The organism is Gelidibacter salicanalis (genome assembly GCF_007997285.1).
Lineage (GTDB): Bacteria > Bacteroidota > Bacteroidia > Flavobacteriales > Flavobacteriaceae > Gelidibacter > Gelidibacter salicanalis.
In genome coordinates, this window is the sequence record NZ_VORX01000001.1 from 688,985 (window position 1) to 714,510 (window position 25,526).

20 protein-coding genes are annotated in these 25,526 nt (G+C 37.5%); 11 read left to right on the top strand and 9 right to left on the bottom strand.

The annotated features are described in order from the left end of the window. Positions 1–2 precede the first annotated feature (2 nt). From ES711_RS03025 to prfB, 4 genes are all read right to left on the bottom strand, one after another. Positions 3–422 (bottom strand): hypothetical protein, encoded by a 420-nt coding sequence (locus tag ES711_RS03025; RefSeq protein WP_146889722.1) that lies wholly within the window; start codon positions 420–422, stop codon positions 3–5. Positions 423–503: 81 nt separating this feature from the next. After that, positions 504–845, bottom strand: a complete 342-nt coding sequence (gene arsC, locus ES711_RS03030; protein WP_146889725.1) for an arsenate reductase (glutaredoxin) — start codon at positions 843–845, stop codon at positions 504–506. Between the two features lie 75 nt (positions 846–920). Next, positions 921–1,538 (bottom strand): HAD family hydrolase, encoded by a 618-nt coding sequence (locus ES711_RS03035; protein WP_146889727.1) that lies wholly within the window; start codon positions 1,536–1,538, stop codon positions 921–923. Between the two features lie 78 nt (positions 1,539–1,616). Beyond that, a protein-coding gene (gene prfB / locus ES711_RS03040) for a peptide chain release factor 2 (protein ID WP_146889730.1) occupies positions 1,617–2,727 on the bottom strand; the annotation gives its coding sequence in 2 pieces (ribosomal slippage) (positions 1,617–2,663 and positions 2,665–2,727; 1,110 coding nt in all). A 110-nt stretch (positions 2,728–2,837) separates the two neighbouring features. On the opposite strand from prfB, the gene ES711_RS03045 reads away from it, so the two are divergent. From ES711_RS03045 to ES711_RS03055, 3 genes are all read left to right on the top strand, one after another. Further along, complete coding sequence (locus tag ES711_RS03045; protein WP_146889733.1) at positions 2,838–5,252, top strand: zinc-dependent metalloprotease; 2,415 nt, start codon at positions 2,838–2,840, stop codon at positions 5,250–5,252. A 6-nt stretch (positions 5,253–5,258) separates the two neighbouring features. Next, positions 5,259–6,278, top strand: coding sequence for a threonine aldolase family protein (locus tag ES711_RS03050; protein ID WP_146889735.1), 1,020 nt, complete (start codon positions 5,259–5,261; stop codon positions 6,276–6,278). A gap of 154 nt (positions 6,279–6,432) precedes the next feature. Beyond that, entirely contained in the window at positions 6,433–7,491 is a 1,059-nt protein-coding gene (locus tag ES711_RS03055; RefSeq protein WP_146889738.1) for a glycosyltransferase, read from the top strand. Positions 7,492–7,551: 60 nt separating this feature from the next. On the opposite strand, the gene ES711_RS03060 is transcribed toward ES711_RS03055, so the two are convergent. Then, a complete protein-coding gene (locus ES711_RS03060) occupies positions 7,552–7,875 on the bottom strand; it encodes a YbaB/EbfC family nucleoid-associated protein (protein ID WP_146889740.1) in 324 nt (107 codons plus the stop codon). A gap of 203 nt (positions 7,876–8,078) precedes the next feature. Here ES711_RS03060 and ES711_RS03065 point away from each other — a divergent pair, with 203 nt between their 5' ends. The 3 genes from ES711_RS03065 (at position 8,079) to ES711_RS03075 (ending at position 12,835) form a co-directional block, all read left to right on the top strand. Continuing rightward, positions 8,079–10,139: a S9 family peptidase gene (locus ES711_RS03065; RefSeq protein WP_146889743.1), complete on the top strand. Its 2,061-nt coding sequence runs from the start codon at positions 8,079–8,081 to the stop codon at positions 10,137–10,139. Positions 10,140–10,307: 168 nt separating this feature from the next. Continuing rightward, entirely contained in the window at positions 10,308–11,348 is a 1,041-nt protein-coding gene (locus ES711_RS03070) for a PLP-dependent cysteine synthase family protein (protein ID WP_146889746.1), read from the top strand. Between the two features lie 227 nt (positions 11,349–11,575). Continuing rightward, entirely contained in the window at positions 11,576–12,835 is a 1,260-nt protein-coding gene (locus ES711_RS03075) for an aminotransferase class I/II-fold pyridoxal phosphate-dependent enzyme (RefSeq protein ID WP_146889749.1), read from the top strand. Between the two features lie 105 nt (positions 12,836–12,940). Here the strand turns inward: ES711_RS03075 and ES711_RS03080 are convergent, their stop codons facing one another. After that, a complete protein-coding gene (locus ES711_RS03080; RefSeq protein ID WP_146889752.1) occupies positions 12,941–14,062 on the bottom strand; it encodes a GTP cyclohydrolase in 1,122 nt (373 codons plus the stop codon). A 9-nt stretch (positions 14,063–14,071) separates the two neighbouring features. Then, positions 14,072–15,046 carry a transporter gene (locus tag ES711_RS03085; RefSeq protein WP_146889755.1) on the bottom strand — a complete coding sequence of 325 codons (975 nt, stop codon included), beginning with the start codon at positions 15,044–15,046 and terminating at the stop codon, positions 14,072–14,074. Between the two features lie 212 nt (positions 15,047–15,258). On the opposite strand from ES711_RS03085, the gene ES711_RS03090 reads away from it, so the two are divergent. From ES711_RS03090 to ES711_RS03105, 4 genes are read left to right on the top strand one after another with little or no spacing between them, the layout of a single operon-like run. Further along, positions 15,259–15,528: a DUF4834 family protein gene (locus tag ES711_RS03090; RefSeq protein WP_246139108.1), complete on the top strand. Its 270-nt coding sequence runs from the start codon at positions 15,259–15,261 to the stop codon at positions 15,526–15,528. A 30-nt stretch (positions 15,529–15,558) separates the two neighbouring features. Continuing rightward, a complete protein-coding gene (locus tag ES711_RS03095) occupies positions 15,559–18,003 on the top strand; it encodes a YfhO family protein (RefSeq protein WP_146889761.1) in 2,445 nt (814 codons plus the stop codon). Positions 18,004–18,057: 54 nt separating this feature from the next. Beyond that, the gene (locus ES711_RS03100; RefSeq protein ID WP_146889764.1) at positions 18,058–19,335 is read left to right on the top strand and encodes a glycosyltransferase family 4 protein; all 1,278 of its coding nucleotides are present in this window, start codon (positions 18,058–18,060) and stop codon (positions 19,333–19,335) included. 47 nt (positions 19,336–19,382) lie between these two features. Next, positions 19,383–20,840, top strand: coding sequence for an MATE family efflux transporter (locus ES711_RS03105; RefSeq protein WP_146889767.1), 1,458 nt, complete (start codon positions 19,383–19,385; stop codon positions 20,838–20,840). 229 nt (positions 20,841–21,069) lie between these two features. Here ES711_RS03105 and ES711_RS03110 read toward each other — a convergent pair whose 3' ends face one another. Continuing rightward, positions 21,070–22,344 (bottom strand): hypothetical protein, encoded by a 1,275-nt coding sequence (locus ES711_RS03110; protein ID WP_146889770.1) that lies wholly within the window; start codon positions 22,342–22,344, stop codon positions 21,070–21,072. Between the two features lie 245 nt (positions 22,345–22,589). Further along, positions 22,590–23,516 (bottom strand): helix-turn-helix domain-containing protein, encoded by a 927-nt coding sequence (locus ES711_RS03115; RefSeq protein ID WP_146889773.1) that lies wholly within the window; start codon positions 23,514–23,516, stop codon positions 22,590–22,592. 1,018 nt (positions 23,517–24,534) lie between these two features. On the opposite strand from ES711_RS03115, the gene ES711_RS03120 reads away from it, so the two are divergent. Further along, positions 24,535–25,515: a sterol desaturase family protein gene (locus ES711_RS03120; RefSeq protein WP_146889775.1), complete on the top strand. Its 981-nt coding sequence runs from the start codon at positions 24,535–24,537 to the stop codon at positions 25,513–25,515. The last annotated feature ends 11 nt before the right edge of the window (positions 25,516–25,526 follow it).

Sequence of the window (25,526 nt, forward strand, 5' to 3'; positions counted from 1 at the left end):
ATTTAGTTATTTTTTTTGGTTTTAGTTTTCTGCAATTTTTTTATTTCGGTTTTATTATCACTTAGAAAGCGGTGGATGGAACTGATAGTTTCCTCTGAATACAATTCACTGACATCAGCAAAATGAGAAATTTTCATCTCCTCAATCACAGATTCTTTCTCTATTGCCTTGTAACTATCAGAACTATAAATTTTATGACGTTTTTCATAAAACTCATCTATTTTTTGTTTGATGATTTGACCTTTAAAATCGTCAACGTGTAGAAGTTTAACAAAGGTGTCAACACGCTCGCGGTACTGATCCATTTGTTTTTCCATATACTGTTCCCGCTCTTTTTCCATAGCTTCTTTTTTCTGTGCATGCGCGGGAGAGACGCTTAAAACAAGCATCAAAAGAGTAACCTTGACTAGTTTTGCAACCATAATAAATAGGGTTTATTATTGAGAGTGCAAAAATAGAACTTGGTTTAATGGGGTTTGGTTAAAGTTGTGTTAAAGCTACCCTTAAAGGATGTTAAGGATGTTTTGTGGAGGCCTACCAATTATGGCTTTCTTGCCATTTACAACAATTGGTCGTTCGATTAATTTAGGGTGTTTTACCATGGCGGCAATGAGGTCATTATCCGAAAGATCTAAATCCTTGTATTTTTCTTTCCAAATAGACTCATTTTTTCTGATCAGTTCAATTGGTTTGATGCCTAAAAGGCTAATAACGTTTTCCAATGCTTCCTGATCAAAAGTATCTTCCAGATATTTGATCACCTCAAAATTTGTAGAGTTTTCTTCGAGAATTTGTAGCGCTTCTCTCGATTTACTGCAACGGGGATTGTGATAAATGGAAATCATGAGTCAAGATTTTATGTGATACTCAAAATTAGGCAATTTGATGACCTCAACAATGTTGAAAGTTATAAATAGATTTTAAAGTTGGATGTTCAGGGCCTTGAGATCAGCTGCTAAATTTTCTGGATCTTTAAATAGAATTGTGTTGATGCCCATATCTTTGGCGGCAATAATATTCCGAAGGTTGTCATCAATAAAAACAGCTCGATTGGCTTCAATATCAAAACGGCTCAGGGTCAATTCATAGATGTCTTTAAAAGGTTTTCGGGTTTTTTCTTCACCAGAAACAATAATTCCTTCAAACCAATGCAAAAACTCAAAACGCTCCAAAGCGATTGGAAATGTTTCATGGCTCCAATTGGTGAGAGCCACGACTTTGTAATCTTTATTATCGATTAGCTTTTTCAAAATTGCCACGGTTCCTTCAATGGCTTCGCCCAACATGTCTTCCCAACGTCCGTAAAACATTTTAATCAACTCTTCATGCTCAGGAAACAAGGCGATGCGTTCTTCTGTGGCCTTGGCCAATGGATATCCAGCATCTTGATTCTCGTTCCAATCGTGAGTACAAACGGTATCAAAAAACGCTTGCATTTTATCTCGGTCTCCCTGAAAAACGTCTAAATAGACATACTCAGGATTCCAATCAATTAGAACGCCTCCCAAATCAAAAATGATCGTGTCAATACTATTCATCTTTATACTATTAATAATTAATAATGTTCAAAATACGTATGATAAGTGGTCACAAGATAATCATTACAACACGTTAGGTTATAAATCGTTCGGATTTTCATCCTTCTGACCCATCATCATTAAGTAAGCTTTCAAAAATTCGTCAATTTCACCATCCATCACATTATCTACATTTCCGGTTTCATGACCAGTTCTCACGTCCTTCACCAATTTGTAGGGATGCATCACGTAATTGCGAATCTGGCTGCCCCATTCAATCTTCATTTTTCCAGCTTCAATATCTTCACGTTGCGCCAATTGCTTTTGCAGTTCAATCTCATACAACTGCGATTTCAACATTTGCATGGCCCGCGATCTGTTATCATGTTGTGAACGGGTTTCAGAACAAGAAATCTGGATGCCTGTAGGTTTATGCGTCAATTGTACTTTGGTTTCTACCTTGTTGACATTCTGACCACCGGCACCACTTGAGCGCGCCGTAGTAATTTCAATATCGGCAGGGTTGATATCAATTTCTATAGTATCATCTACAAGAGGATAAACATAAACTGAAGCAAAACTGGTATGGCGTTTGGCATTACTGTCAAAAGGAGAAATGCGGACCAATCTATGAACGCCGTTTTCACCTTTTAGCCAACCAAAGGCAAAAGCGCCATCAATTTCAAAAGTTACGGTTTTAATTCCCGCAACATCGCCTTCCTGATAGTTCAATTCCTTGACCTTAAATCCGCTGTTTTCAGCATACATTAAGTACATGCGCATGAGCATACTTGCCCAATCACAGGATTCAGTCCCACCAGCACCGGCAGTAATTTGAAGGACCGCACTTAAACTATCGCCTTCTTCAGAAAGCATGTTTTTAAACTCTAGCTTCTCAATATGAGCTACAGTTTTATCAAAATGCGTTTCTAATTCTTGCGCACTAAGTTCTTCGGCTTTGTAGAATTCATAAAACACCTCCAAATCTTCAACTAAAGTTTTGGCCGCGTTGTAATCTTGAATCCAACTTTTTTTCTCCCTAATGGAACGCATCACCAGCTCAGCAGCTTTAGAATCATTCCAAAAATTAGGGTCAAAAGTTTGTTCTTCTTCGTTGGTTATCTCAATAGTTTTGGCATCAACGTCAAAGATACCTCCTCAACGCTCCTAGGCGTTCTACAAGACCTTTAATTTGATCAGATGTAGTCATAATAGTGTGAATTTTTCACAAATATATCATTAAAACTGAGGACAGATAAAGAAATTTAGGGATAAATTTTTCAAGTTAATTTATGTAGATTTATGAGCTAATTCTCAGCTATGAAAAAACACACCTTGCTTTGCGTTTTTATTTTATGTGCAACCTCTTCATTCTCACAAGTTTTAAAGAAGAAAAAAGTGGAACCCTATACAGGGTTTTTTAATTTTTATTATGAAGAACAGCAGGATAAAATTTATTTGGAAGTTGCTAATTTAGATGAAGAGTTTCTTTATGTGAACAGTTTAGCCAGCGGAATAGGTTCTAATGACATCGGATTGGACAGAGGACAATTAGGCTCAGAACGCCTGGTGAAATTTAAGAAAGCGGGGCATAAGTTGCTGCTAGTGCAGCCCAACCAAAATTTTAGAGCAATTACTGATAATGCACTAGAGAAGAAAAGTATTGAGCAGGCTTTTGCAACATCAGTATTGTTTGGTTTTAAGATTGAAGATACGATTAACGGTAACTATGTAATCGATTTGACCCCATTTTTGATGCAGGACACCCACGGTGTGGTGGACCGTTTGAAAGCTCAAAATGAAGGCACTTATAAATTGGACCTTTCTAAAAGTGCGCTGTCTTTAGAGCGTACCAAAGCATTTCCTAAGAATGTAGAGTTTGAAGCCTTGTTGACTTTTGATGGTGAACCTAAAGGCCAGAATATTAAAAGTGTGACCCCAACAGCATCCTTAGTGAGTGTGATTCAGCACCATTCCTTTATTCAACTTCCCGATGCCAATTATAAACCACGGACTTTTGATCCGGGTAGTGGTGCCATTTCTATCTCTTATATGGATTATGCGACGCCAATTGAAGATCCGATTGTCAAGCGGTTTGCAATCCGGCACCGATTGGAAAAGAAAAACCCTGAACTCCCCATGAGTGAAGCGGTTGAACCCATTATTTATTACTTAGATCCAGGTACACCAGAACCCGTGCGAACAGCTTTGTTGGAAGGCGGCCGATGGTGGAACGAGGCTTATGAAGCGATTGGTTTTAAAAATGCATTTCAAGTTAAAATGCTTCCCGAAGATGCTGATCCTATGGATTGTCGTTATAATGTGATTCAGTGGGTCCACCGTTCTACGAGAGGATGGAGCTACGGCGCCTCCGTGGTCGATCCTAGAACAGGAGAAATCATTAAAGGACACGTGAGCTTGGGGAGTTTGCGTATTCGTCAGGATTTTATGATCGCTCAGGCGTTATTGAACCAACCTTTTGCCACCTATGATACTAATAATGAGCCCATGCTGCAAATGGCCTTATCTAGAATTCGGCAATTAAGTGCACATGAAATAGGTCATACGCTCGGGTTTGCCCATAATTTTGCTGCCAGTAGTACGGCAGATGCTTCAGTTATGGATTATCCGCATCCTAAAATGACATTAAAAGACGGGGAGATCAGTTTAGACCATGCCTATACGGATGGCATTGGGATTTGGGATAAAACCACGGTGGCTTATAGTTATTCAGAATTTAATCAGGACACCGATGAGCAGGAAGCTTTACGTGAAATTTTAAAAAGTGCCCAGGAACAAGGGCTGCGTTTTATTTCAGATACGGATGCGCGTGCTACAGGTGGCGCTCATGCCTATGCGCATTTATGGGACAATGGAACCAGTGCTTCCGATGAATTGGATCGTGTTATTAAAGTACGCGCTCAGGCCATCGCTAATTTTTCTAAAGACAATATTCGCACTTATGAACCCTATTCGGTCTTAGAAGATGTATTTGTGCCGCTTTATTTCTTCCACAGGTACCAAGCCGAAGCCACTACAAAATTGGTTGGTGGTTTGGATTATAACTATGCCGTTAAAGGTGATGATCAGCTTATTTCGAAAGTTTTGGAAGTAAATCTTCAAAAAGAAGCATTAGAAACCTTGATGCTTACCATCAGCGCTGAAACCTTGGCCATACCTAAAGAGAAATTGAATTTGTTTCCACCGCGGGCCTTTGGTTACGGAAAAACTCGGGAATCGTTTTCCGGAAAAACCGGTGTCTCTTTTGATGCCTTAAGTGCTTCAGAAACCGCTAGCGACATGGTGTTGGAACTGTTGTTGATTCCGCAGCGTGCCAACCGACTTGTGCAACAAAAAAGTTTAGACCCTAAACAATTGGGCCTCGAGGAGGTATTTCAGCAACTTATCAAAAACTCATTTGAGAAGACACATAAAGATGCCTATTATAATGAAGTGCAACAATCCATCAATGTCACTGTCTTAAAATACATTATGAATCTTGCTGTTTCTGATGCTGCCATATTTCAGGTTCAAGCTCAGGCAAATACAGCAATTAATGAAATCTCTAAAATATTAAAGGATAAAAAATATGTCGCACCCGTTTATGCAGCGCAATACGAACGTCTTATTCTGCAGCTTCGCGAACATCCTGAAAATTTTAAATTAGAAACCGCACCACGTATTCCTGATGGTTCGCCAATAGGTACTGATGTATGTAATTACAATTCAAATTAATAAATTATGATTATAGATTTAAGAAGTGATACCGTAACCAAACCCACGCCTGGCATGTTGGATGCAATGATGCGTGCAGAGGTTGGGGATGATGTATATAAAGAAGATCCGACCGTAAACGCATTGGAAGAGCGATTAGCCGATATGTTCGGGAAGCCAAAAGCCTTGTTTTTCCCAACGGGGACCATGGCCAATCAAACGGCTTTAAAATTGCACACCAATCCCGGAGATCAGGTAATTTGCGACTCCAACGCCCATATTTACCATTATGAAGGTGGAGGCGCTTCATTTAATAGCGGGATTTCCTGTAAGTTGATAGATGGGCATCGCGGTATGTTTACAGCCCAACAAGTTATTGAAGCCATTAATCCGCCCGATTTTTATCACAGTCCGCTCACTAAACTTGTAGAAATAGAAAATACAGCCAATAGGGGCGGAGGTTCCTGCTGGGATTTTGAAGAATTAAAAAAAATTCGAACGGTTTGTAATGAGCATCACTTGGGTTATCATCTGGACGGTGCTCGAATTTGGAATGCCTTAATGGCAAAACCGGAAACCGCTCGCGATTATGGGCAATTATTTGATACCATGTCCGTATGTTTAAGCAAAGGTTTGGGATGTCCTGTAGGGTCTGTATTAATTGGGGATGAAGAAATAATGCAGAATGCCTTGCGCATCAGAAAAATTCTTGGCGGCGGCATGCGTCAGGTAGGCTATTTAGCTGCCGCCGGATTATATGCTCTGGACTATCATTTGGACAGATTAGGTGACGATCATCAAAAAGCACAAGATATTGCCAAGGTATTATCGGGCTTAGATAGCATTAAAAGTGTAGCCCCTGTAGAAACCAACATCATTATTTTTGAATTAAAAGATAAAAATAACGATGCGAAATTTTTAAACACCTTTGCGGAGAAAGGTGTTAAGTTGAGTAGTATGGGCAGCGGTAAACTCCGCATCGTCACTCACCTTGATTATACAAATGAAATGCATGATAAATTTTTAAGTGTGTTGAAACAATTATAAGATTATAGAATTAGATCCCTGATTATAAATGTTTTCTATTCTTTGGTGTAGGTGTATGAAAGCCTAATAACTTGTTGTATATGTTTTATAACAAGTATTTATTGTTTATAAAGTTTTCAATATCTTAGTATACCCTAAGTCATAACCCTATTTAATGAAATTAAGTATCATCATACCAGTGTATAATGTTGAAAAATACATTGCTCAATGTTTAGACAGCGTGCTTAACCAAGATCTGGGACCTGAAGAGTATGAGATTATAGTGGTGAATGATGGCTCAACCGATAGTAGTGCCGAAATTGCGCACAGCTATGCAAGAAATAACACCAACATTAAAGTTATCGACAAAGAGAACGGTGGCGTGGGTAGCGCCAGAAATTGTGGGATGGACCTTGCTATTGGGAAATATATTTATTTTATTGATTCAGATGATTATCTCATCAAGAATAGTTTAAAAAAACTAATCGATACCTGTGAGAACAATAATTTGGATATGTTGACATTTTTGTCGACTTCATTTTCTACGGCGATCTCTAAAATAGAAACCCTTGTAAAAAATAAGGAATTTAGAGTGTCCTTTGGTGATAAAGAGCTGTCACCAATTGTAAATGGCGAAGACTATTTAGCAAACGTCAATTATAGAGGAGAGATCTGGTGGTTTATAACCAATCGTGAATTCTTGCTGCGTACCAACATCAGATTTATTGAAACGGGGTGGATGGAAGATGCTATTTTTTCACTTCAGTTGATCTTGGAGGCCAAAAGGATGGCGCATTTAAAATTAGATGCACACCGACATCGGTTTGGGCCAGGAACAGCAATGACTAGTAAAGAACCGAAGCATTATTTAAAAGTGATCAGAGATCTTCACAATGCGGCCAATGTTCACGTTCCGATTATCGAAAAGTTAGAAAACTCTAATGGAAATCCTAAGGCCATTACCCGTATTAAAGCCAGGCAACAAAGCTTCGTCTTTTTTTCAATGCTACGAATGATCGAATCTACGATGAGTTTTGAGGAAGTCAAAGCTCGCATGGAGGAAATGAGTGAAATTAAAGCTTATCCTTTAACCTCTTTTTTAGGGAAGGATTATAATGGGTTGCCTTACCAAGCCTTGAGCAAGCTGTTTAATTCGAAAAGCCGATTTTATTATTTCTTTAAACTATTAAATCCCATGTTTAAAATTAAAAATAAATCCTATAAACAAGTATAAAAAAAAGGCGTTTCCCAATACAATTATTTGGAAACGCCTTTTTTTTAAATAAGAAAAATATTATTTAAACATGTCCAAGCCAGGGATGTCCGGCATGCCATCTTTTGCCACCGCTGCCAATTCCGCTTCATTAACTTGAGTCGCTTTTTCAATAGCCTTGTTCAAAGTCATGATCAAATAATCTTCTAGCATTTCTTTATCTTGTAACAATTCGTCGTCAATAGCTATAGATTTTATTGTGCGATTGGCAGTTAAAGACACTTTTAATTTGCCATCTGAACTTTGTTCATCCACCAACACGTGGTTTAATCGCGCTTTGGTTTCTTCTACTTTTTTTTGGGTCTCTTTGAGTTTATTCATCATGCCCATCATATCTCCAAACATATTCTTGAGTTTTAAAATTAGTAAAACAAAATTAAGAAAAGATTTAGGATTCGTTTAGATGCCAACTGTTATAAATCTCACAAAACCACCTTTAAGGGTCGATTACATTTTCAATACCTTTTTTTTGAGCAATTCTCTATCTTTGCTTTATGTGCTCTCAATATATTAAGAGTACTTTTGCAATCCGTTTTAAATAAATAAGAATGATAAATCATATTCAGCCCCCACAAGCAAAAAAAGCCCTAAAAACCCTGAGCATTCATGATGATGAACGCCAAGACGACTATTTTTGGCTAAACGAGCGCGAAAATGAAGAGGTAATTGATTATTTACATGCTGAAAACGACTATTATGAAGCAATGACTGCTAAATATAAAGATTTTGAGCATTCACTTTTTCAGGAAATGAAGGCTAGGATTAAGGAGGATGATTCGTCAGTTCCATACAAATTTAACGGGTATTGGTATATTGTGAAATATGAGATAGGAAAAGACTATCCCATTTACCTTCGTAAAAAAGACGCCTTAAACAATCCCGAAGAAGTGCTTTTTGATTGTAATATAATGGCAGAAGGTTATGATTATTTTAAACTGGTAGGTTTAAGCGTAAGCCCAGACAACGCGATGATTGCGTTTGGTATCGATACGGTTGGAAGACGCAATTACACCCTGCAAATTAAGAGTTTGGTGACGGATGAAGTGTTTTCAGATGCAATACCAAATACCACGGGATCTGCAACCTGGGCCAATGATAACAAAACTTTATTTTATACCGTCAAGGATGAAAAAACACTTCGTTCAGACAAAGTCTTTAAGCATAAATTAGGGACCTCATATAGCAATGATCTCTTGATTTTTGAAGAAAAGGACGATACTTTTGGCGTTGCCGTGTACAAATCGAAGTCAAAAAAATACTTGATCATTGCGTGTTATAGCACGCTAACCAATGAATATCATATTCTGAATGCGGATATTCCTGATGGCGAATTTACTGTTTTTCAGGAGCGTATCAGAGGTTTGGAATATAGTATAGCCCATTATGAAAATCAATTTTATATTGTGACCAATGCGGATGGCGCGGTCAATTTTAAATTGATGAAAACTCCAGAAGATCGTACGCAGTTTAATAATTGGATAGAGGTGATTCCCCACAGAGCTGAGGTGCTGCTTGAAGATATCGATATTTTTAAAGATTTTTTGGTTATTAGTGAACGCTCCAACGGATTGAACCACATTCGCATTAAACGTTGGGACGGCACTGAAGATTATTATTTGCCCTTTGATAATGAAACTTATACGGCTTATACGGCAACTAATGTTGAGTTTGACACCAATATATTGCGTTATGGTTATAACTCCATGACCACGCCGTCATCCAGCATCGATTTTAATATGGAAACCAAAGAGAAAACCATATTAAAAGAACAAGAAGTTTTAGATCCAAATTTCGATAAAGATAATTACGCGTCAGAAAGAGTTTGGGCAACCGCGGCTGATGGGGTAAAAGTGCCGATTTCAATGGTATACAAAAAAGGAATCAAAATGGATGGTAGCAATCCGGTGTTGCTATATGCTTACGGGTCTTACGGTCATACCATAGATCCTTATTTCTCTAGCATCCGACTGAGTCTGTTAGATAGAGGTTTTATTTATGCAATTGCTCACGTAAGAGGTGGTGAATATTTAGGCCGAATGTGGTATGAAGACGGGAAACTGCTTCAAAAGAAAAATACATTTACGGACTTTATTGAATGTTCCAAATTTTTAATTTCTGAAAACTACACTTCTCCCAAACATCTTTACGCATTGGGTGGTAGTGCAGGAGGTCTTTTGGTAGGTGCTGTCATTAATGAAGCACCCGAATTATTTAATGGTGTTATAGCTGCAGTACCTTTTGTAGACGTGCTCACTACCATGCTCGATGACTCGATCCCGTTAACTACTGGGGAATACGATGAGTGGGGAAATCCTAATGATCCTACGTATTACGAGTATATGAAATCCTACTCGCCATATGATAATGTGAAGCGACAGGACTATCCGCATATGTTAATCACTACCGGACTGCACGATTCTCAAGTTCAGTATTGGGAGCCGGCTAAATGGGCAGCAAAATTGAGAGTCTACAAAACAGATGACAATATATTACTCTTAAAAACGAATATGACAGCAGGGCATGGCGGTGCATCTGGACGCTTTGAGGCTTTAAAGGAAGATGCTGAAGAATATGCCTTTTTATTAGACTTAGAGAACATTCATTCCTAATCGGAAAAAAAATCGTACTTTTGCCAAGTTTTAGGTTGCAATTTTCTAAATTGTAATCGGCGAATAGCATTTATGAAATCGCGATGTTTTTCATAGTTTATAAAACAAACCTTTAAAGGTTAACATACGCGATACTATACGTACTATTGTAAAGATTAAGAAACACGTATGAAAAAAGACATCCAGGTATTTGATAATGTATTGCAACTTATTGGTAATACCCCTCTTATCAAATTAAACAAAATGACGGCCGATTATAGCGGTGAGTTTTACGCTAAAGTTGAAGCTTTCAATCCAGGTCATTCTTCTAAAGATCGTATTGCACTACATATTATAGAAGAAGCTGAAAGGCAAGGTATCCTGACTCCAGGAGATACCATCATTGAGACTACTTCAGGTAATACTGGGTTTAGTATCGCCATGGTGAGCATTGTTAAAGGCTACAAGTGTATTCTTGCAGTTAGTTCAAAATCTTCTCCAGATAAAATAGACATGCTAAAATCGATGGGCGCGCAAGTTTACGTATGTCCTGCGCATGTCAGTGCTGATGATCCAAGATCATACTACGAAGTAGCAAAACGATTACACCAAGAAACTAAAGGTTCTATTTATATCAATCAGTATTTTAACCAACTTAATATTGATGCGCATTACAGCGGTACCGGCCCTGAAATTTGGAAACAAACCGAAGGTCAAATCACACATTTAATCGCGGCTAGTGGTACTGGAGGTACGATTTCTGGAACGGGAAAATACCTGAAAGAACAGAACCCTCAAATAAAAGTGATAGGCGTGGATGCTTATGGCTCAGTTTTGAAAAAATATCACGAAACGCGCGAATTTGACCGCGATGAAATTTATCCGTACAGAATTGAAGGCTTAGGGAAAAATTTAATTCCTACAGCTACTGATTTTGATGTGATTGATGAATTTGTAAAAGTGACGGATGAAGAAAGTGCACACACCGCACGCGAAATTTCCCGTACTGAAGGCTTATTTGTAGGGTATACAAGTGGCGCAGTGATGCAAGCTGTAAAACAACTTAAGGAAGAAGGAGAGTTTAAGGTAGGAGATACCGTTGTTGTGATCTTTCCTGATCACGGATCTCGCTATATGAGTAAGGTGTATAGTGATAAATGGATGGAAGAACAAGGCTTTTTTGACAGCGAGAAAGTGGCCACTTTAGAAACCATACAATACATTAAATAGTTCTATAACAATGCTATAGAGATGTAGCAAATACTGTTGTTATAGGGTTTTCTTCCCATGAAAATGTTATAAACAGCAGTTTATAACTAAATTATGCAATGAAAAGTAATTTCGTTAATTTTGCCCAAACTAATTAGACTAATTGAAGATGATGAGGTCATAATACTTTAACCCTATAACTAGGTTGGGAAAGATGACTGCGTGTGTCCGAATAATACTAATATTACATGAAAGACTTATTTGATAAAATTTACAGAGATAAAGGCCCTCTAGGTAAATGGGCTTCACAGGCTGAAGGCTATTTTGTATTTCCAAAATTGGAAGGTCAAATCTCTAACCGTATGAAATTCCGTGGCAAAGATGTCATTACATGGAGTATCAATGACTATCTAGGATTGGCAAACCATCCTGAAGTCAGGAAAACGGATGCTCAAGCTGCAGCTGATTATGGTTCCGCGTACCCAATGGGAGCGCGAATGATGTCTGGTCATACAGATCTTCATGAAGTCTTACAGAAGGAATTAGCAGAATTTGTTGATAAAGAAGCCTCTTATCTTTTAAACTTCGGTTACCAAGGCATGGTTTCTACCATTGACGCCTTAGTGGCTAAAGATGATATTATTGTTTATGATGTAGATGCTCATGCCTGTATTATTGACGGTGTGCGCTTGCATATGGGAAAACGTTTTACCTATAAGCATAATGACGTTGAAAGTTTAGAAAAAAACTTAGAACGTGCCACTAAGATGGCGGAACAAACAGGTGGAGGAATCCTTGTGATTTCTGAAGGCGTGTTTGGAATGCGTGGAGAGCAAGGCCGCTTAAAAGAAATTGTTGAACTTAAGAAAAAATATAACTTCAGATTTTTAGTAGATGATGCCCATGGTTTCGGCACACTTGGTAAAACGGGTGCTGGAGCTGGTGAGGAGCAGGGAGTGCAGAAAGATATTGATGTATACTTTGCGACATTTGCAAAATCATTGGCAAGTACTGGTGCATTTATTGCAGCAGACCAAGAAATTATCGATTATTTAAAATATAATTTGCGTTCTCAAATGTTCGCGAAATCACTACAGATGCAATTGGTAGTTGGGGCTCGCAAACGCTTGGAAATGTTGAAAACCATGCCAGAATTGAAAGAAAAGCTTTGGGAGAATACCAATGCTTTACAATCTGGTCTTAAATCTCGTGGGTTCGATATCGGTACTACTCAAAGTTGTGTAACGCCGGTGTATTTAAAAGGAAGTATTCCTGAGGCAATGGCCTTGGTAAAAGACTTACGTGAAAATCACGGTATTTTCTGTTCTATCGTTGTGTACCCAGTAATTCCAAAAGGATTAATTCTATTGAGAATGATTCCTACAGCGACACACACTTTAGTTGATATTAACGAAACCTTAGATGCTTTTGAAGAAATTAGAACGCGTTTAGAAAATGGTACCTACAAAAGATTATCCGCTTCTGTTGCCGCAGCAATGGGTGAATAGTTTAGTTTAACATATAGATGCAATAAAAAAATCCCAATTAGATATTGGGATTTTTTTGTGTTCTACCTCAGGATATATTCTAAATCGTCGTAAGGATGAAAGCGATTACTCAATTGGTTTTCTTACCGTCTTTCTCCTTTTAAATACTTCTGGTTTAAAATGCTTCCAAATTTGATGAATGGCTAAATTATCTTCCAATTCCGGTGTTCTCACACAATTTTCAATTCCTTTTTCGGTAAACACATTGTAGTATTCATTGAATATAACCGCTGTAACTCCTTTATTTTGATATTCCGGATGAATCCCTATTAAATAGAATACAACCTCTTTACTGTGCTTCTTTGCGTGTAAAATGTGAGTGAATCCAAAAGGAAATAGCTTTCCTTTGGTTTTCTGTAAGGCTCTTGCAAAAGATGGCATTACGATGGCAAAAGCGACAAGCGTATCCTCCTTATCCACCACAAATTTAATGTACTCAGGATTGACAAAACTGATAAATTTTTTCTTGAAATACTCTTTCTGAATATCCGTAATAGCCACGAAAGAGGATAAAGAGGCGTACGACTGATTAAAAAGATCAAACATTTTATCAACATAAGGCATCACTTCTTCTGTTTTGGTAAAGCCTAATGCGGTCAGCTGATAGCGTTTTTTAATGAGTTCTTGAGCTTTATAGAAATGCTCCGTCTTTACATTGGAAAATGGAAAACGGCTCTCAGAATACAATTTCTCATCTGCGTATCCCAGTTCCTCAAAATGGTTAACATAGTATGGATAATTATACCAAGTAATCATATTGCCAAGATGTTCATAACCTTCGGTCATGACCCCAACTTTGTCGAGATTTGAAAAGCCTACGGGGCCTTCAACATAATCCAGATTATTGGCTTTGCCAATCTCATGAACTTTTTCTAAAAGTGCTTTTGTCACTTCCACATCATCAATAACATCAAACCACCCAAAGCGCATTTTCTTCTGGTTCTGCTGCTTTACCTCCAGCCAATTGATAATGGCTGCAACTCGTCCAACAATCTGCTTATCCTTGTACGCTAAAAAGAAAGTTGCTTCGGCATCATTAAAGATCGGGTTTTTCTTTTTGTCAAAAGTTTCTAATTCTTGTTTGATAATAGGAGGTACCCATTTTGTGGAATCTTTATAAAGCTCAAAAGGAAATTTTACAAACGCTTTTAACTCTTTAGGGGAACTTACTTGTTTAATTGTAATCATAAAGTGATCTTATAAATTGCCGTCGTTATTAAAGTCAGTTTCCTTTTTTCTTTGAATAGCGCGTTCCTTAAGTCTTAATGCATCTTTTGCAGGATCGCCATTGTCAATTTCCTTGTCTTCATGAAAATCTAAACGATACGACATTCCAAAATTCACGCCTAAAACAGAGGGCGTGTCCTTGGTGTTAAATGTTAACGCCGTGTCCAACTGAAAGTTTTTGTTCCAAAGGTAAGCGCCTCCAAATCTGAAGAGGTTATCGGCGTAAAAATCACTTTTTATAGCTTGCGTTTCTCCAAAAATAGCCCATTGTGGATTGAAAGAATGGGTTAATGTTAAAATGTATTGAAAATCGGACTGGTCAGTTCCAATTCTATCTTTTATCAAATTGATGACAAACACCCAGCCTCCAGCAAAATTATTTTGAGATATAACGGCTACTTTCGGACTAAAGCCTTCAATTCCTGGTGCAGTATAGGGGTTGTTTTTGGTATCATAATTGGCGCCTGCATAAACGGCAACAGCAGGGATCAGGGATTTCCATTTAAACTGACGGTTAGCTTTCCAGCTGTATAAGTTTGGTTTTTCTTCACCTGCTTTACGGTATGGATCGTAGATCATATATTTTGCCCCAACCGTTAAATATTTGAAGTTTCCACGGTCAATTTCTTGAGGAATCACTGAGGAATTTATAGTTTGGGTGTCATTTTGATAGGTGCCCTGAATATTCAATTCTAAGGATTCAAAAAGCAACCCAAAACGTGCAGCAAAATCGGCACCAAAGCCTGAAACATCATATTGTAAAGGCGTATGCTCTTCTTTAAATAGATAAGGACCCGCTTCAAATTGCAGGACATTAGTACCTACGGAAAAAGCACTTTGGGAGACGCCAGGTCTGTTAGAATTGATAACTTCTGTATATTGAGCAACTGCAAAATGGGAAAAGCTAAAAATTAAAATGAGTAAAGAGATTTGGATAGATTTCATGCGCTAATCGATTAGGCTCAAAACTACATATTTTTTTTGATTTTGAATCGCTTTTAATCGATTGAAACGATGACTTTCCACTAGTGGGATGTTTTGAGAAAAGTATATGAACTCTGCAAAACAGCGGTATTTTATATTTTTTTTAAGTATTTAAAACAGTTTATAATGGCGAAGAATTGTACTTTTGGAAAAAATTTCTTTTCACTATGCAAATGGCGTCCTTCACAGGTTTTTTAAGAACCATTTTGATTATTCTTTTGGTTTGGTATGGCATTAAGATTCTTATGAGACTTTTTGCGCCATACTTGGTACGTTATATGTCTAAAAAAATGCAAGAACGTTTTAGTGGACCAGGTCAGCCAAGACAAGAAGAAAGAAATCATCCAAAAGAAGGAGAAACAATTATCGATAAAATCCCTGAACGACGTCAAACTTCGGATAAAAAAGTTGGGGAGTACGTGGATTATGAAGAAATTGATTAATTTTCACCAATCAAACAATCGCACGACTTCATGGCTTTTTCACTTAAAAGATTCTTACCACATTTTTTAATTAGTATTGGGTTTATTGCACTTTCATTGGCTTATTTCAGTCCAGTTTTGAGCGGTAAACAAATTTTTCAGAGTGATATCATGCAATATATCGGGATGTCTAAACAACAAACTGATTTTAGAGCAGCTACAGGTGAAGAAACCTATTGGACCAATAGTGCTTTTGGAGGCATGCCCACATATCAATTAGGAGCTCATTATCCGCACAACTACATTAAAAAATTAGATTCTGTTTTACGTTTTCTTCCCAGACCAGCAGATTATCTTTTCCTTTATTTCATAGGGTTTTACATCTTGTTATTGACCTTAAAAGTCAATTATAAATTAGCGGCGTTGGGTGCTTTAGCTTTTGGTTTTTCAACGTATCTTATTATTATTCTAGGTGTTGGTCACAACAGTAAAGCGCATGCGATAGCGTATATGCCCTTGGTTTTGAGCGGAATTTTGCTCGTGTTTCAACGGAAATACATTGTCGGGTTTTTACTGACTACAGTAGCTATGGCGTTGGAACTGAGTGCTAACCATTACCAAATGACCTATTACTTATTGTTATTGGTTTTAATATTGGGTGCCGTTTATCTTTTTGATGCTTACAAAAAGGCCTTATTGCCACATTTTTTCAAATCCGTGGGCATTATGTTTATAGCTGTTGTTTTAGCTATAGGTATGAATGCAACTAATATTATGGCCACGCAAGAATATGTTAAAGAAAGCATACGAGGTAAAAGTGAATTAAGCATTAATCCTGATGGGACTGCCAAGGCCGTCACCGCGGGATTGGATAAGGACTACATCACAGAGTATAGTTATGGCTTTTTAGAAACTTTCAACTTATTTATTCCAAGGCTTTTGGGTGGTGGTAATGGTGAAGATGTTGGTAAGGATTCTGAAATGTATAAGTTTTACACGGGAATAGGAGCCAGTCCAGTAGAGGCCATACGCGAAGTAAAACACACCCCGACTTACTGGGGAAGTCAGCCTATTGTTGAAGCTCCGGCTTATGTAGGCGCTGTGGTACTATTCCTTTTCGTATTTGCATTATTCGTGGTAAAAGGGCGCTTAAAATGGTGGCTTGTTGGTGGTACAGTCATGTCGCTACTTTTGTCCTACGGTAAAAATTTAGGCTTCTTAACGGATTTCTTCATTGATTATATACCAATGTACGATAAGTTTAGGGCGGTGACTTCTATTCAGGTGATATTAGAACTTTGTATTCCGATTTTGGCAATATTTGGTTTGGTCCACTTGTTTAATGATTTTGAAAAGGAGGAGTCGAAGCTTAAAGCACTAAAAATCGCTGCAGCAATCTCAGGTGGTCTAGCCATTCTATTTCTTCTTTTTAAAGGATCCTTTGATTTTGTAGGCGTTAATGATGGCTACTATAGACAAATGTATGGGGAATACGGCCAGAGCTTTGTTGACGCATTAAAAGCAGACAGAAAAGCCATGTTCACTTCGGATACATTGCGCACACTTATTTTGGTACTTCTTTCAGCAGGAGCCATATGGTTGTTCTTAAAGAAGAAGCTGTCACAAAATATGCTTGTTATTGTATTTGCTGGGTTAATTCTCTTTGATTTGGTTACTGTAGATCGACGTTACGTAAACAATGAAAACTTTGTGTCGCCATTGCAAGTTAGCAAACCTTATCAGGCTAACATTGCCGATTTAGAGATCTTAAAGGACGATGGGCATTACAGAGTTCTGGATTTAACTTCAAGCGGCGCTCGTGCCTCGTATTTCCACAATTCTCTTAGTGGATATCATGCGGCTAAATTAGGACGTTATAATGAGCTTTTTAATTTCTATATCACCCAAAACAATATCAACATATTGAATATGCTCAATACGAAATACATTATTGCGGATGATGAGAAAGGTGGGGTTTTTCCGTATAACAATGAAGATGCCAATGGCAATGCATGGTTCATCTCTGAATTGGAAAAAATGGATTCTGCGAATGCTGAAATGACTGCTTTAGATAGTTTAGACACTAAATTAAAAGCTGTCACCACTCATAATCTTACTACAGCGAAATTTAGCACAGATTCCACTGCAACTATTGAATTATTAGAATATAAGCCGAATTACTTAAAGTATCACTCTAATAATAAAAACGACGGATTTGCCGTATTTTCTGAAGTGTATTATGGTGACGGATGGCGCGCCTATGTTGATGGCGAACTGCAACCCCATTACCGAGTGAATTATGTATTGCGTGGCATGCCAGTTGCTAAAGGTGAACATACCATCGAATTTAAATTTGAACCTCAAGTGATCCAAACAGGCAGTTCTATTGCATTAGCCAGTAGTGCGTTGTTTGGACTATTAATGTTAGTGGGTGCTTTTTATTTACGTAAGCAAGTTCTGGAGAATGGTAAAGCGCCTCGCAAGGAGCCCCTTTAAAGTTTATAATCGATAATCATACCATAAGATTTCTAATTTTCGTGGGAATAAAATATGCCAAAAAAAGCACTTATCATTACCTATTATTGGCCACCTTCAGGTGGTCCTGGGGTGCAACGTTGGCTAAAATTTGTCAAATATCTGCCAGATTACGGAATTCATCCTGTAGTCTATATTCCTGAAAACCCCAGTTATCCCTTGGTGGATCAATCGCTTTTAAATGAAATTCCTGAAGAGGTCACAATTCTGAAACAACCTATAAGGGAACCCTATAAGTTGGCAGAATTGTTCTCCAAGCACGCTTCCAAAACCATTAGTTCTGGCGTTATTCCAAAAGAAAAGAAACAATCGTCCATTCAAAAATTAATGCTCTACGTCAGAGGGAATTATTTTATACCCGATGCCCGGAAAGGATGGGTGAAACCGTCGGTGAGCTACTTATCGGAATATATCAAGCAGCACAATATTAAAACCGTGATTACGACAGGACCACCGCACAGTTTGCATTTGATAGGCCTTCAGCTTAAAGCGACTTTGGGTGTCACTTGGATTGCTGATTTTAGAGACCCTTGGACCACAATTGGGTATCATAAAAAATTGAAACTCACCGCGAGTGCTGCACAAAAACACCTCCGTATGGAAAAAGAAGTGTTAGCTACCGCTGATCATATTATCGTGACGAGTGAAAATACCAAAAAAGAATTTTCTGCTAAATCCGATCAGCCTGTTACGGTAATTACCAACGGTTATGATCACCAAAAACTACCTAATACAATTAAGGACCAAAACTTTACAATAGCACATATTGGCTCCTTATTATCTGAACGCAACCCAACGGTACTTTGGAAGGCGTTAGGGGAGCTGATAAAAGAACAGAAGGAATTCAGTGATACATTCGAATTAAAATTGATAGGGGTGGTAAGTGATGATGTGCTGCAGGGGATTCAGAAATATATTCCTGATACTCATATTACTGTAGTGGGCTATGTCACCCATCAAGAAGCTATAGTTTATCAGAGGCAATCGCAAATGCTGCTCTTAATTGAAATTAATTCTGAAGACACCAAAGCCATCATTCCTGGGAAATTGTTTGAATACATGGTAGCTGAAACACCTATTATTGCAGTAGGGCCTCCCGACACTGACGTAGCGCGCATATTAAAATCAACTAATACGGGACGGTACTTTGAATATGATGCAGCATCAGAATTAAAAACCCATTTGGATTCCTGTTTCAAGGATTATAAAGCATCATCACTTGTGACACATCCCATAGGCTTGCAGCAATACAGTAGAAAGGTACTTACCAAAAAATTAGCGGAACTCATCTGACCCTTGTCTAGCAACTCAAAATTCTTATCTTCGAGTTTTAAAATTCTATGGGAATAGTCACCAGCCAATCTTTTAAGAATACCATCACCACGTATCTTGGTTTTGCCATTGGTGCATTAAATACCTTGTATTTATATGTGTTTTTTATTTCTGACATGCATTATGGTCTCATTTCCTTTATGTTATCTACCGCCACGATAATGATGCCTTTGATGGCGTTTGGTGTGCATAATACCATGGTCAAATTCTATTCGACCTTTAAAACAAAAAATTCCCTCAACAGTTTCCTGACTCTGATGCTGTTTCTACCCTTAGCACTGATCTTACCTACAGGGTTAATTGGCGTTATTGCCTATGATAATATTTCGAATTTTCTGGCGCAAAAGAATCCGATTATTGGCGATTATGTGTGGTATATTTATGTTGCTGCTATCGTGATGGCTTATTTTGAAGTGTTTTTTGCTTGGACAAAGACGCAGATGCAAACGGTTTTTGGAAATTTTCTTAAAGAAGTTTTTCATCGTCTGGGCATTATGCTGCTGCTCTTTTGTGTGTATTTAGAGTGGCTTACGGTAGATGCTTTCATAATTGGAGTCATTGCAGTGTATGCCTTACGAATGTTAATTATGATGTTTTATGCCTTCAGCGTGAGACTGCCAGTATTCAAATTTCATAGAATTGACCGGTTGAGCCCGATTTTGAAATACACGGTTTTAATTATCATTGCGGGCTCCATAGCCACCGTAATCTTAGATGTGGATAGTTTTATGCTGGGCATGTATATTTCTATTGAAAAGGTAGCCTATTACGGTGTGGCCATTTACATAGCTACCGTTATTGTGGTGCCGTCAAGATCAATGCAACAAATTCTACAACCCTTAACGGCGAAGTATTTAAATGAGAAAAACAAAGTGGCGTTAGAGGATTTGTATGTGAGGAGTTCCCAAACTTTGTTTATTATAGGCGGATTGATTTTTTTGCTCATTGTATTGAATATAAATTCGCTTTATGAAACCATCCCTTCACAGTTCAGCGGTGGATTAATTGTGGTATTTCTGGTGAGTTTGGCGAAGCTGTACGACTGCTTAATGGGCTGCAATAATGTGATTTTATTTAATAGTGATTATTATAGAGTCGTATTGTTATTTGGGGTTATTTTAACCATTCTTACGGTGGTACTTAACATGCTCTTCATTCCAAAATTCGGCATCAACGGAGCGGCATTCGCCACTTTTATAGCGGTTACGGTTTATAATTCCATCAAAATATACTTTGTGAAACTGAAATTTAATATGATGCCCTTTAATACGGATACAGGAAAAGTATTGGCCTTGCTCATTGTAATGGTAGCGGTATTTTATTTTTGGGAGTTTCCATTTCATCCTCTCGTCAATATCGGCTTAAAATCGGTGGTGATAACTGTGTTATATGTCGCAATCGTCTTTAAACTGAATGTCTCAGACGACATTAGCAGACTGATCCGAAAGTATTTGAGATTTCAATAGGAAGAGATGATAGTGCTAATTTGTAAATGGTTACACTCTTAATTTGAAATTCTTTACGGTTGCAACTTTTCTAAAATATTTAGATTCTTTATAGAATTCATTTGTATGTTAGGTTTTCGAGAGTTGCCTAACTTCGTATTAGCAAAAAAAGGAAAATCCCGCAAGGTGCTTTGGGGCATACGACTTGCAGGACATTCCAACTAACCAACCAAAAAATATATAGTAGGTTTTATTTTTCTCTACCTCGTGTAGTTCCAGACCGTGTAGAAGACACTTGTCTATCTGCCGTGGTAATCCTTCTGCTATTTTGTTGCGAAGCATTTGTAGTTCTACTTGTACTTTCCGCTCTATTATTTGTACGTGAAGGAGCAGCGTTTAGTTTTCTTTCAGCACTGTTATTCTGATTCGATCGGGAGTCTAAAGATCGCGATGGTTCCGAGGTTGCTGGGATATTTATTCTATCTCTATTTGCTATACTTCTAGTCTTCGTGTTCGGTCGTGATGCGCCTCGAATTGCAGTGTTGATTTCAGTAGTGTTTTCTATTGGCCTCACTTCTTGTGTATTAACGGAGCGATTACTGTACTTCGTATTTTGGGTAGAGTTAGTTTCTGCACCTCTTCTTGATCCTTCTGTGTTAGCGCTAGCTCGTGCCGATTGGATATTCCTTGAACTGTTATTGGTTGTTGTTGCATTTATGTTTCGCGTTGCTGTGGTGTTGGGTGTCATGGCGTTACTGCCTCTTGATGCTGTTGAAGTACTTCTTCTTGGCGAAGCCTCCTGAAAGTAACGATCACTATCAGTCGCATTGGATGCCACTGCATTTCTTCTGCCAGAACTATTGACATACGGACGCGGTTGCGGCGTATATTTTATTGGTGCTCTATAGTTATTCGCATAAGGTCTGTAATAGTGATGTCTCACGGGCGTGTAGTACTGTCTGTAAGGCTGTACATACACCACACGATAGTCATATGCCGGAACTACATAATAATGATGCCAGGGTCTAGGGACATAAACACGATTATAGGAGTTGATATAGCCTGAATAATGGGAAAATCTGTGATGGCGGTCATAGTATACATGTAATTGCCCCACACGCCTCACATGGCCATAGCTGTTGTAGTGAATGTTAATATTTCCCGCTTTGGTAATGCGCCCATAATAGTCATAATATATGGGGATGTTTTCAATTTGTACGATGGCTCCATAATCGTCATATTGCACGTAAGGACCGTAATCATATCCAGAATTAAAGCTGAACGGCATGCGAGCAGCATTCATAAAAACGTGAGGATCCGGACCAAAATGTGGTGCGTAGAAGTCAAATTGGCCGTCAGGGAATACAGAAAATTCAATACCACCTTCAGTAAAAATAAAAGAATTGCCATTTCCTTTTTTTAAACCATTACTGTATGAATTGTCTTTAGTTAGGTTGGTGGTAGTTGCATGTACCGATATTCCAATTAGGAACATTGCAGTAAAAAGTAAAGCTAAACCTTTCATGAATGTCTGTTTTAAATTATTACGAATAGCACAATACAAACAATGTGCCAAAAACTTTATTAAATTGTTATGATGCTGATTATAAGAGTATTGTGATATAGTTGTCCTAATCCTATACACCGCCCAAAGTTGATTGATTGAGGTTTTCTTTAACAATATGCAAGATGAAATCAGTAAAACGGATTTTATAAATAAGGCCAAATAGAACACCTATCCTAGAAATTTAAGTGATGAGGGCTTATCATTTATGCATTTTGAAATTTGAATTTTTTCAAATAGTCATTCGGCGATAATGCATACTTTTCTCTAAATATTTTTGAAAAATAGCTTCTGCTAGTTAGCCCTATAGAATATACAACTTCAGAAACATTCATTTCTGTAGTTCTCATTAATTCTTCGGCCTTTTCCAATCGGAAATCCTTAATAAAAGAGTTAACCGTGCTGCCATAGAGTTCTCTAAAACCTTTTTGAAGTTTTTGTGGGGACAAGGCTGTTTTTAAGCATAGCAGATCAATATCTATTTGCTGTGCGAAATTTTCCCTTACGAACTGAATACATTCGTGAATCCGATCAATTTCGTCAGATTTTAAATCTACTTGCTGGAGTGATTCGTCAGTATATTGTTGAAATTCTGCTAATTTTGAGCCAATGATAATGTTGGCATATCCCATAATTAAATGTTGATTGTTTGCAGTAGAATGTTTTAAGTTCATAAGATCAAAAATAAAGTTGGACAGTTTGATGTTAGGAATCCCTGTATACCAACATTCATCACTGCTTTTGGAATCGAAATTTGCATGTAAAAAATTAGCTTTAAAATTGCCTAAGTCTGCTAAATGAGTAACTGTCAGAATGCAAAAGTGATAATCGGCCTTCGCAGGATAAATAAGATGAATATTTTGATGCTCTGATATCATAATACTTTGAAAGCTCCCTAAGTTAATTTGAACGTTGCGCGATGTCGAGCTGCATTGAATGTCTGATTTTAAATTAAATATAAATACGAGACCGTCTTTTGGAGATTCAATATGATGACGTTTAGAAGTGTCAGTGGAGAATTCAAATTCTGAAACTTGAATAGAATCACAAGAAAATTCTTCTGGGTGCATTAGATGTTTTATTTTATGACTTGCTGCCGAATCAGCTGTTGCTGGCATTGAAATTTGGTTCATAAATAAAGAAGTTTAGTAAGGTTTAACTACAAGTTGATTAGCATATGTACGAATCAAAATGGGGCTGTAGACTAAATTAATAGCTTAATCGGGTGTTAAAATTTTTAAAATATCTTCATAAATTATGTTAAATACAATTAGCTTATTGATGTATTTCTCTCTTTTTAAGATAAATAGAAATTTATTTTTAAACATATGGATTTAAGAGCATATAGCGACTGTTTGATTTTTGACGCTAAAAAAAACCCTCTTAGGCAAGTGTGCTAAGAGGGATGCTATAAATCCAGTTGGATGTTCCTAAACGTTTTTTATAAAAACTATCTGCGTTTTCTGGTTTGTTTTTGTTCTAATTTCGACTGAATTTTCTCTTGTTTCAGTGCTTTTAAATCTTTTTTCGGAGCTTTTAAAGTTTTTGCTTTCGCCATGATGTATATTTTTTAAAATAGTAATGAAAATAAATTGATGTAAGTACCCAATCTCGCTGCAACAAATCTGGCATTACGAGTTAATTAGAACCTCCAGTTTAGGTACGGAGCATTCATGTGAAAAAATTGTCAAGATTTGAGAAGATTGTCTGAAGCACACTCGCGAGTGCTTAATAATTCAGGAAGATGATTTTAGATTTGCGAATTGGAAATAAAAACATTTGTGCTGAGATCGCAGTGCCGACAATGACTACTATTGAAATGATCATAATGTATAACATACTATTTAGATTAAGAGATTGATAGGATAGACCTCAATAAAAAGTCTCAAAAACTATAAAAGTAAACATAGGCAATATATTCATGGAAGCCAAGTTTTAGTGAGTGTAAAGCATTTCCTCTTGTAAAAAGATGGGTTTTAAAATACAGTACTGTAAAACATTGAATTCTATTTAAAAGAAATGCAAATTGTTCCTTAACTGCAGGGTTTTTCATAAATAAACCATAACCGACCTATAAACACAAAATTTATTACTTATCTTTTCCGACTTAATCGTTAGGCCTTAATTTTAAGCTTTTTTTTATATAATTATATGGATTTTACAAATCCCCTAGTGTATGGGGTTCCCTTCTTTTTGGGTTTGATATTATTAGAACTTACCTATAGCAAAACCCACGACCACAAAGATTTATACAAATGGAAAGATTTAATCTCCAGTCTTGGCATGGGTGTTGGCTCTGCTGTAATAGCGCCTTTGGTCAAAACAATTACGGTCATACTATTATTTAGTTTTGTATATGATCTTTTTAATCCTATTGTGGATGGGGTTCGCACCAACATAATGGGGTATGAATCATTTGGGTATGCTTGGTATATTTGGATATTTTGCATGCTCTGTGATGATTTCTCATATTATTGGTTCCACCGACAAAATCATATGGTCCGGTTCTTTTGGGCGGCGCATATTGTTCATCACTCCTCTGATAATTTTAATTTAGGAACTGCAGTAAGAAACGGATGGTTTACGATATTTTATAAGCCTCTATTTTATGTGTGGATTGTTGCCATTGGTTTTCCTCCTGAGATGCTTGTCGTGTGTCTGGGTATTGAAGCGCTTTGGCAATTTCAATTGCATACCGTATTTATACCCAAACTAGGGGTTTTGGATAAGTTTCTAAATACCCATACCATGCATCAAGTACACCATGCTTGTAACATTGAGTATATGGACAAAAACCACGGGGGAATTTTAAACGTTTTTGATCGAATTTTTGGCACCTGGAAACCGTTGGACGAAAGCATAGACATTGCCTACGGGGTAACGCAACCACCAGATTCTTATAATATTTGGGTGATTTTAACCCATGAATATGCCGATATTTGGAAGGACATGAAAAAGTCTAAAAACTTCAAGGATAAATTTATGTATGTCTTTGGCCCTCCAGGATGGAGTCATGATGGGAGCACAAAAACGGTTAAACAAATCCGAAAGGAGATGGCCATAGAGCAAGCGCAGCAAGAAAAAGCGCAGCTTAATAAAGCCGACTCAAAGGTGTTAACTGCCAGTGCGTAACACTTTGAATG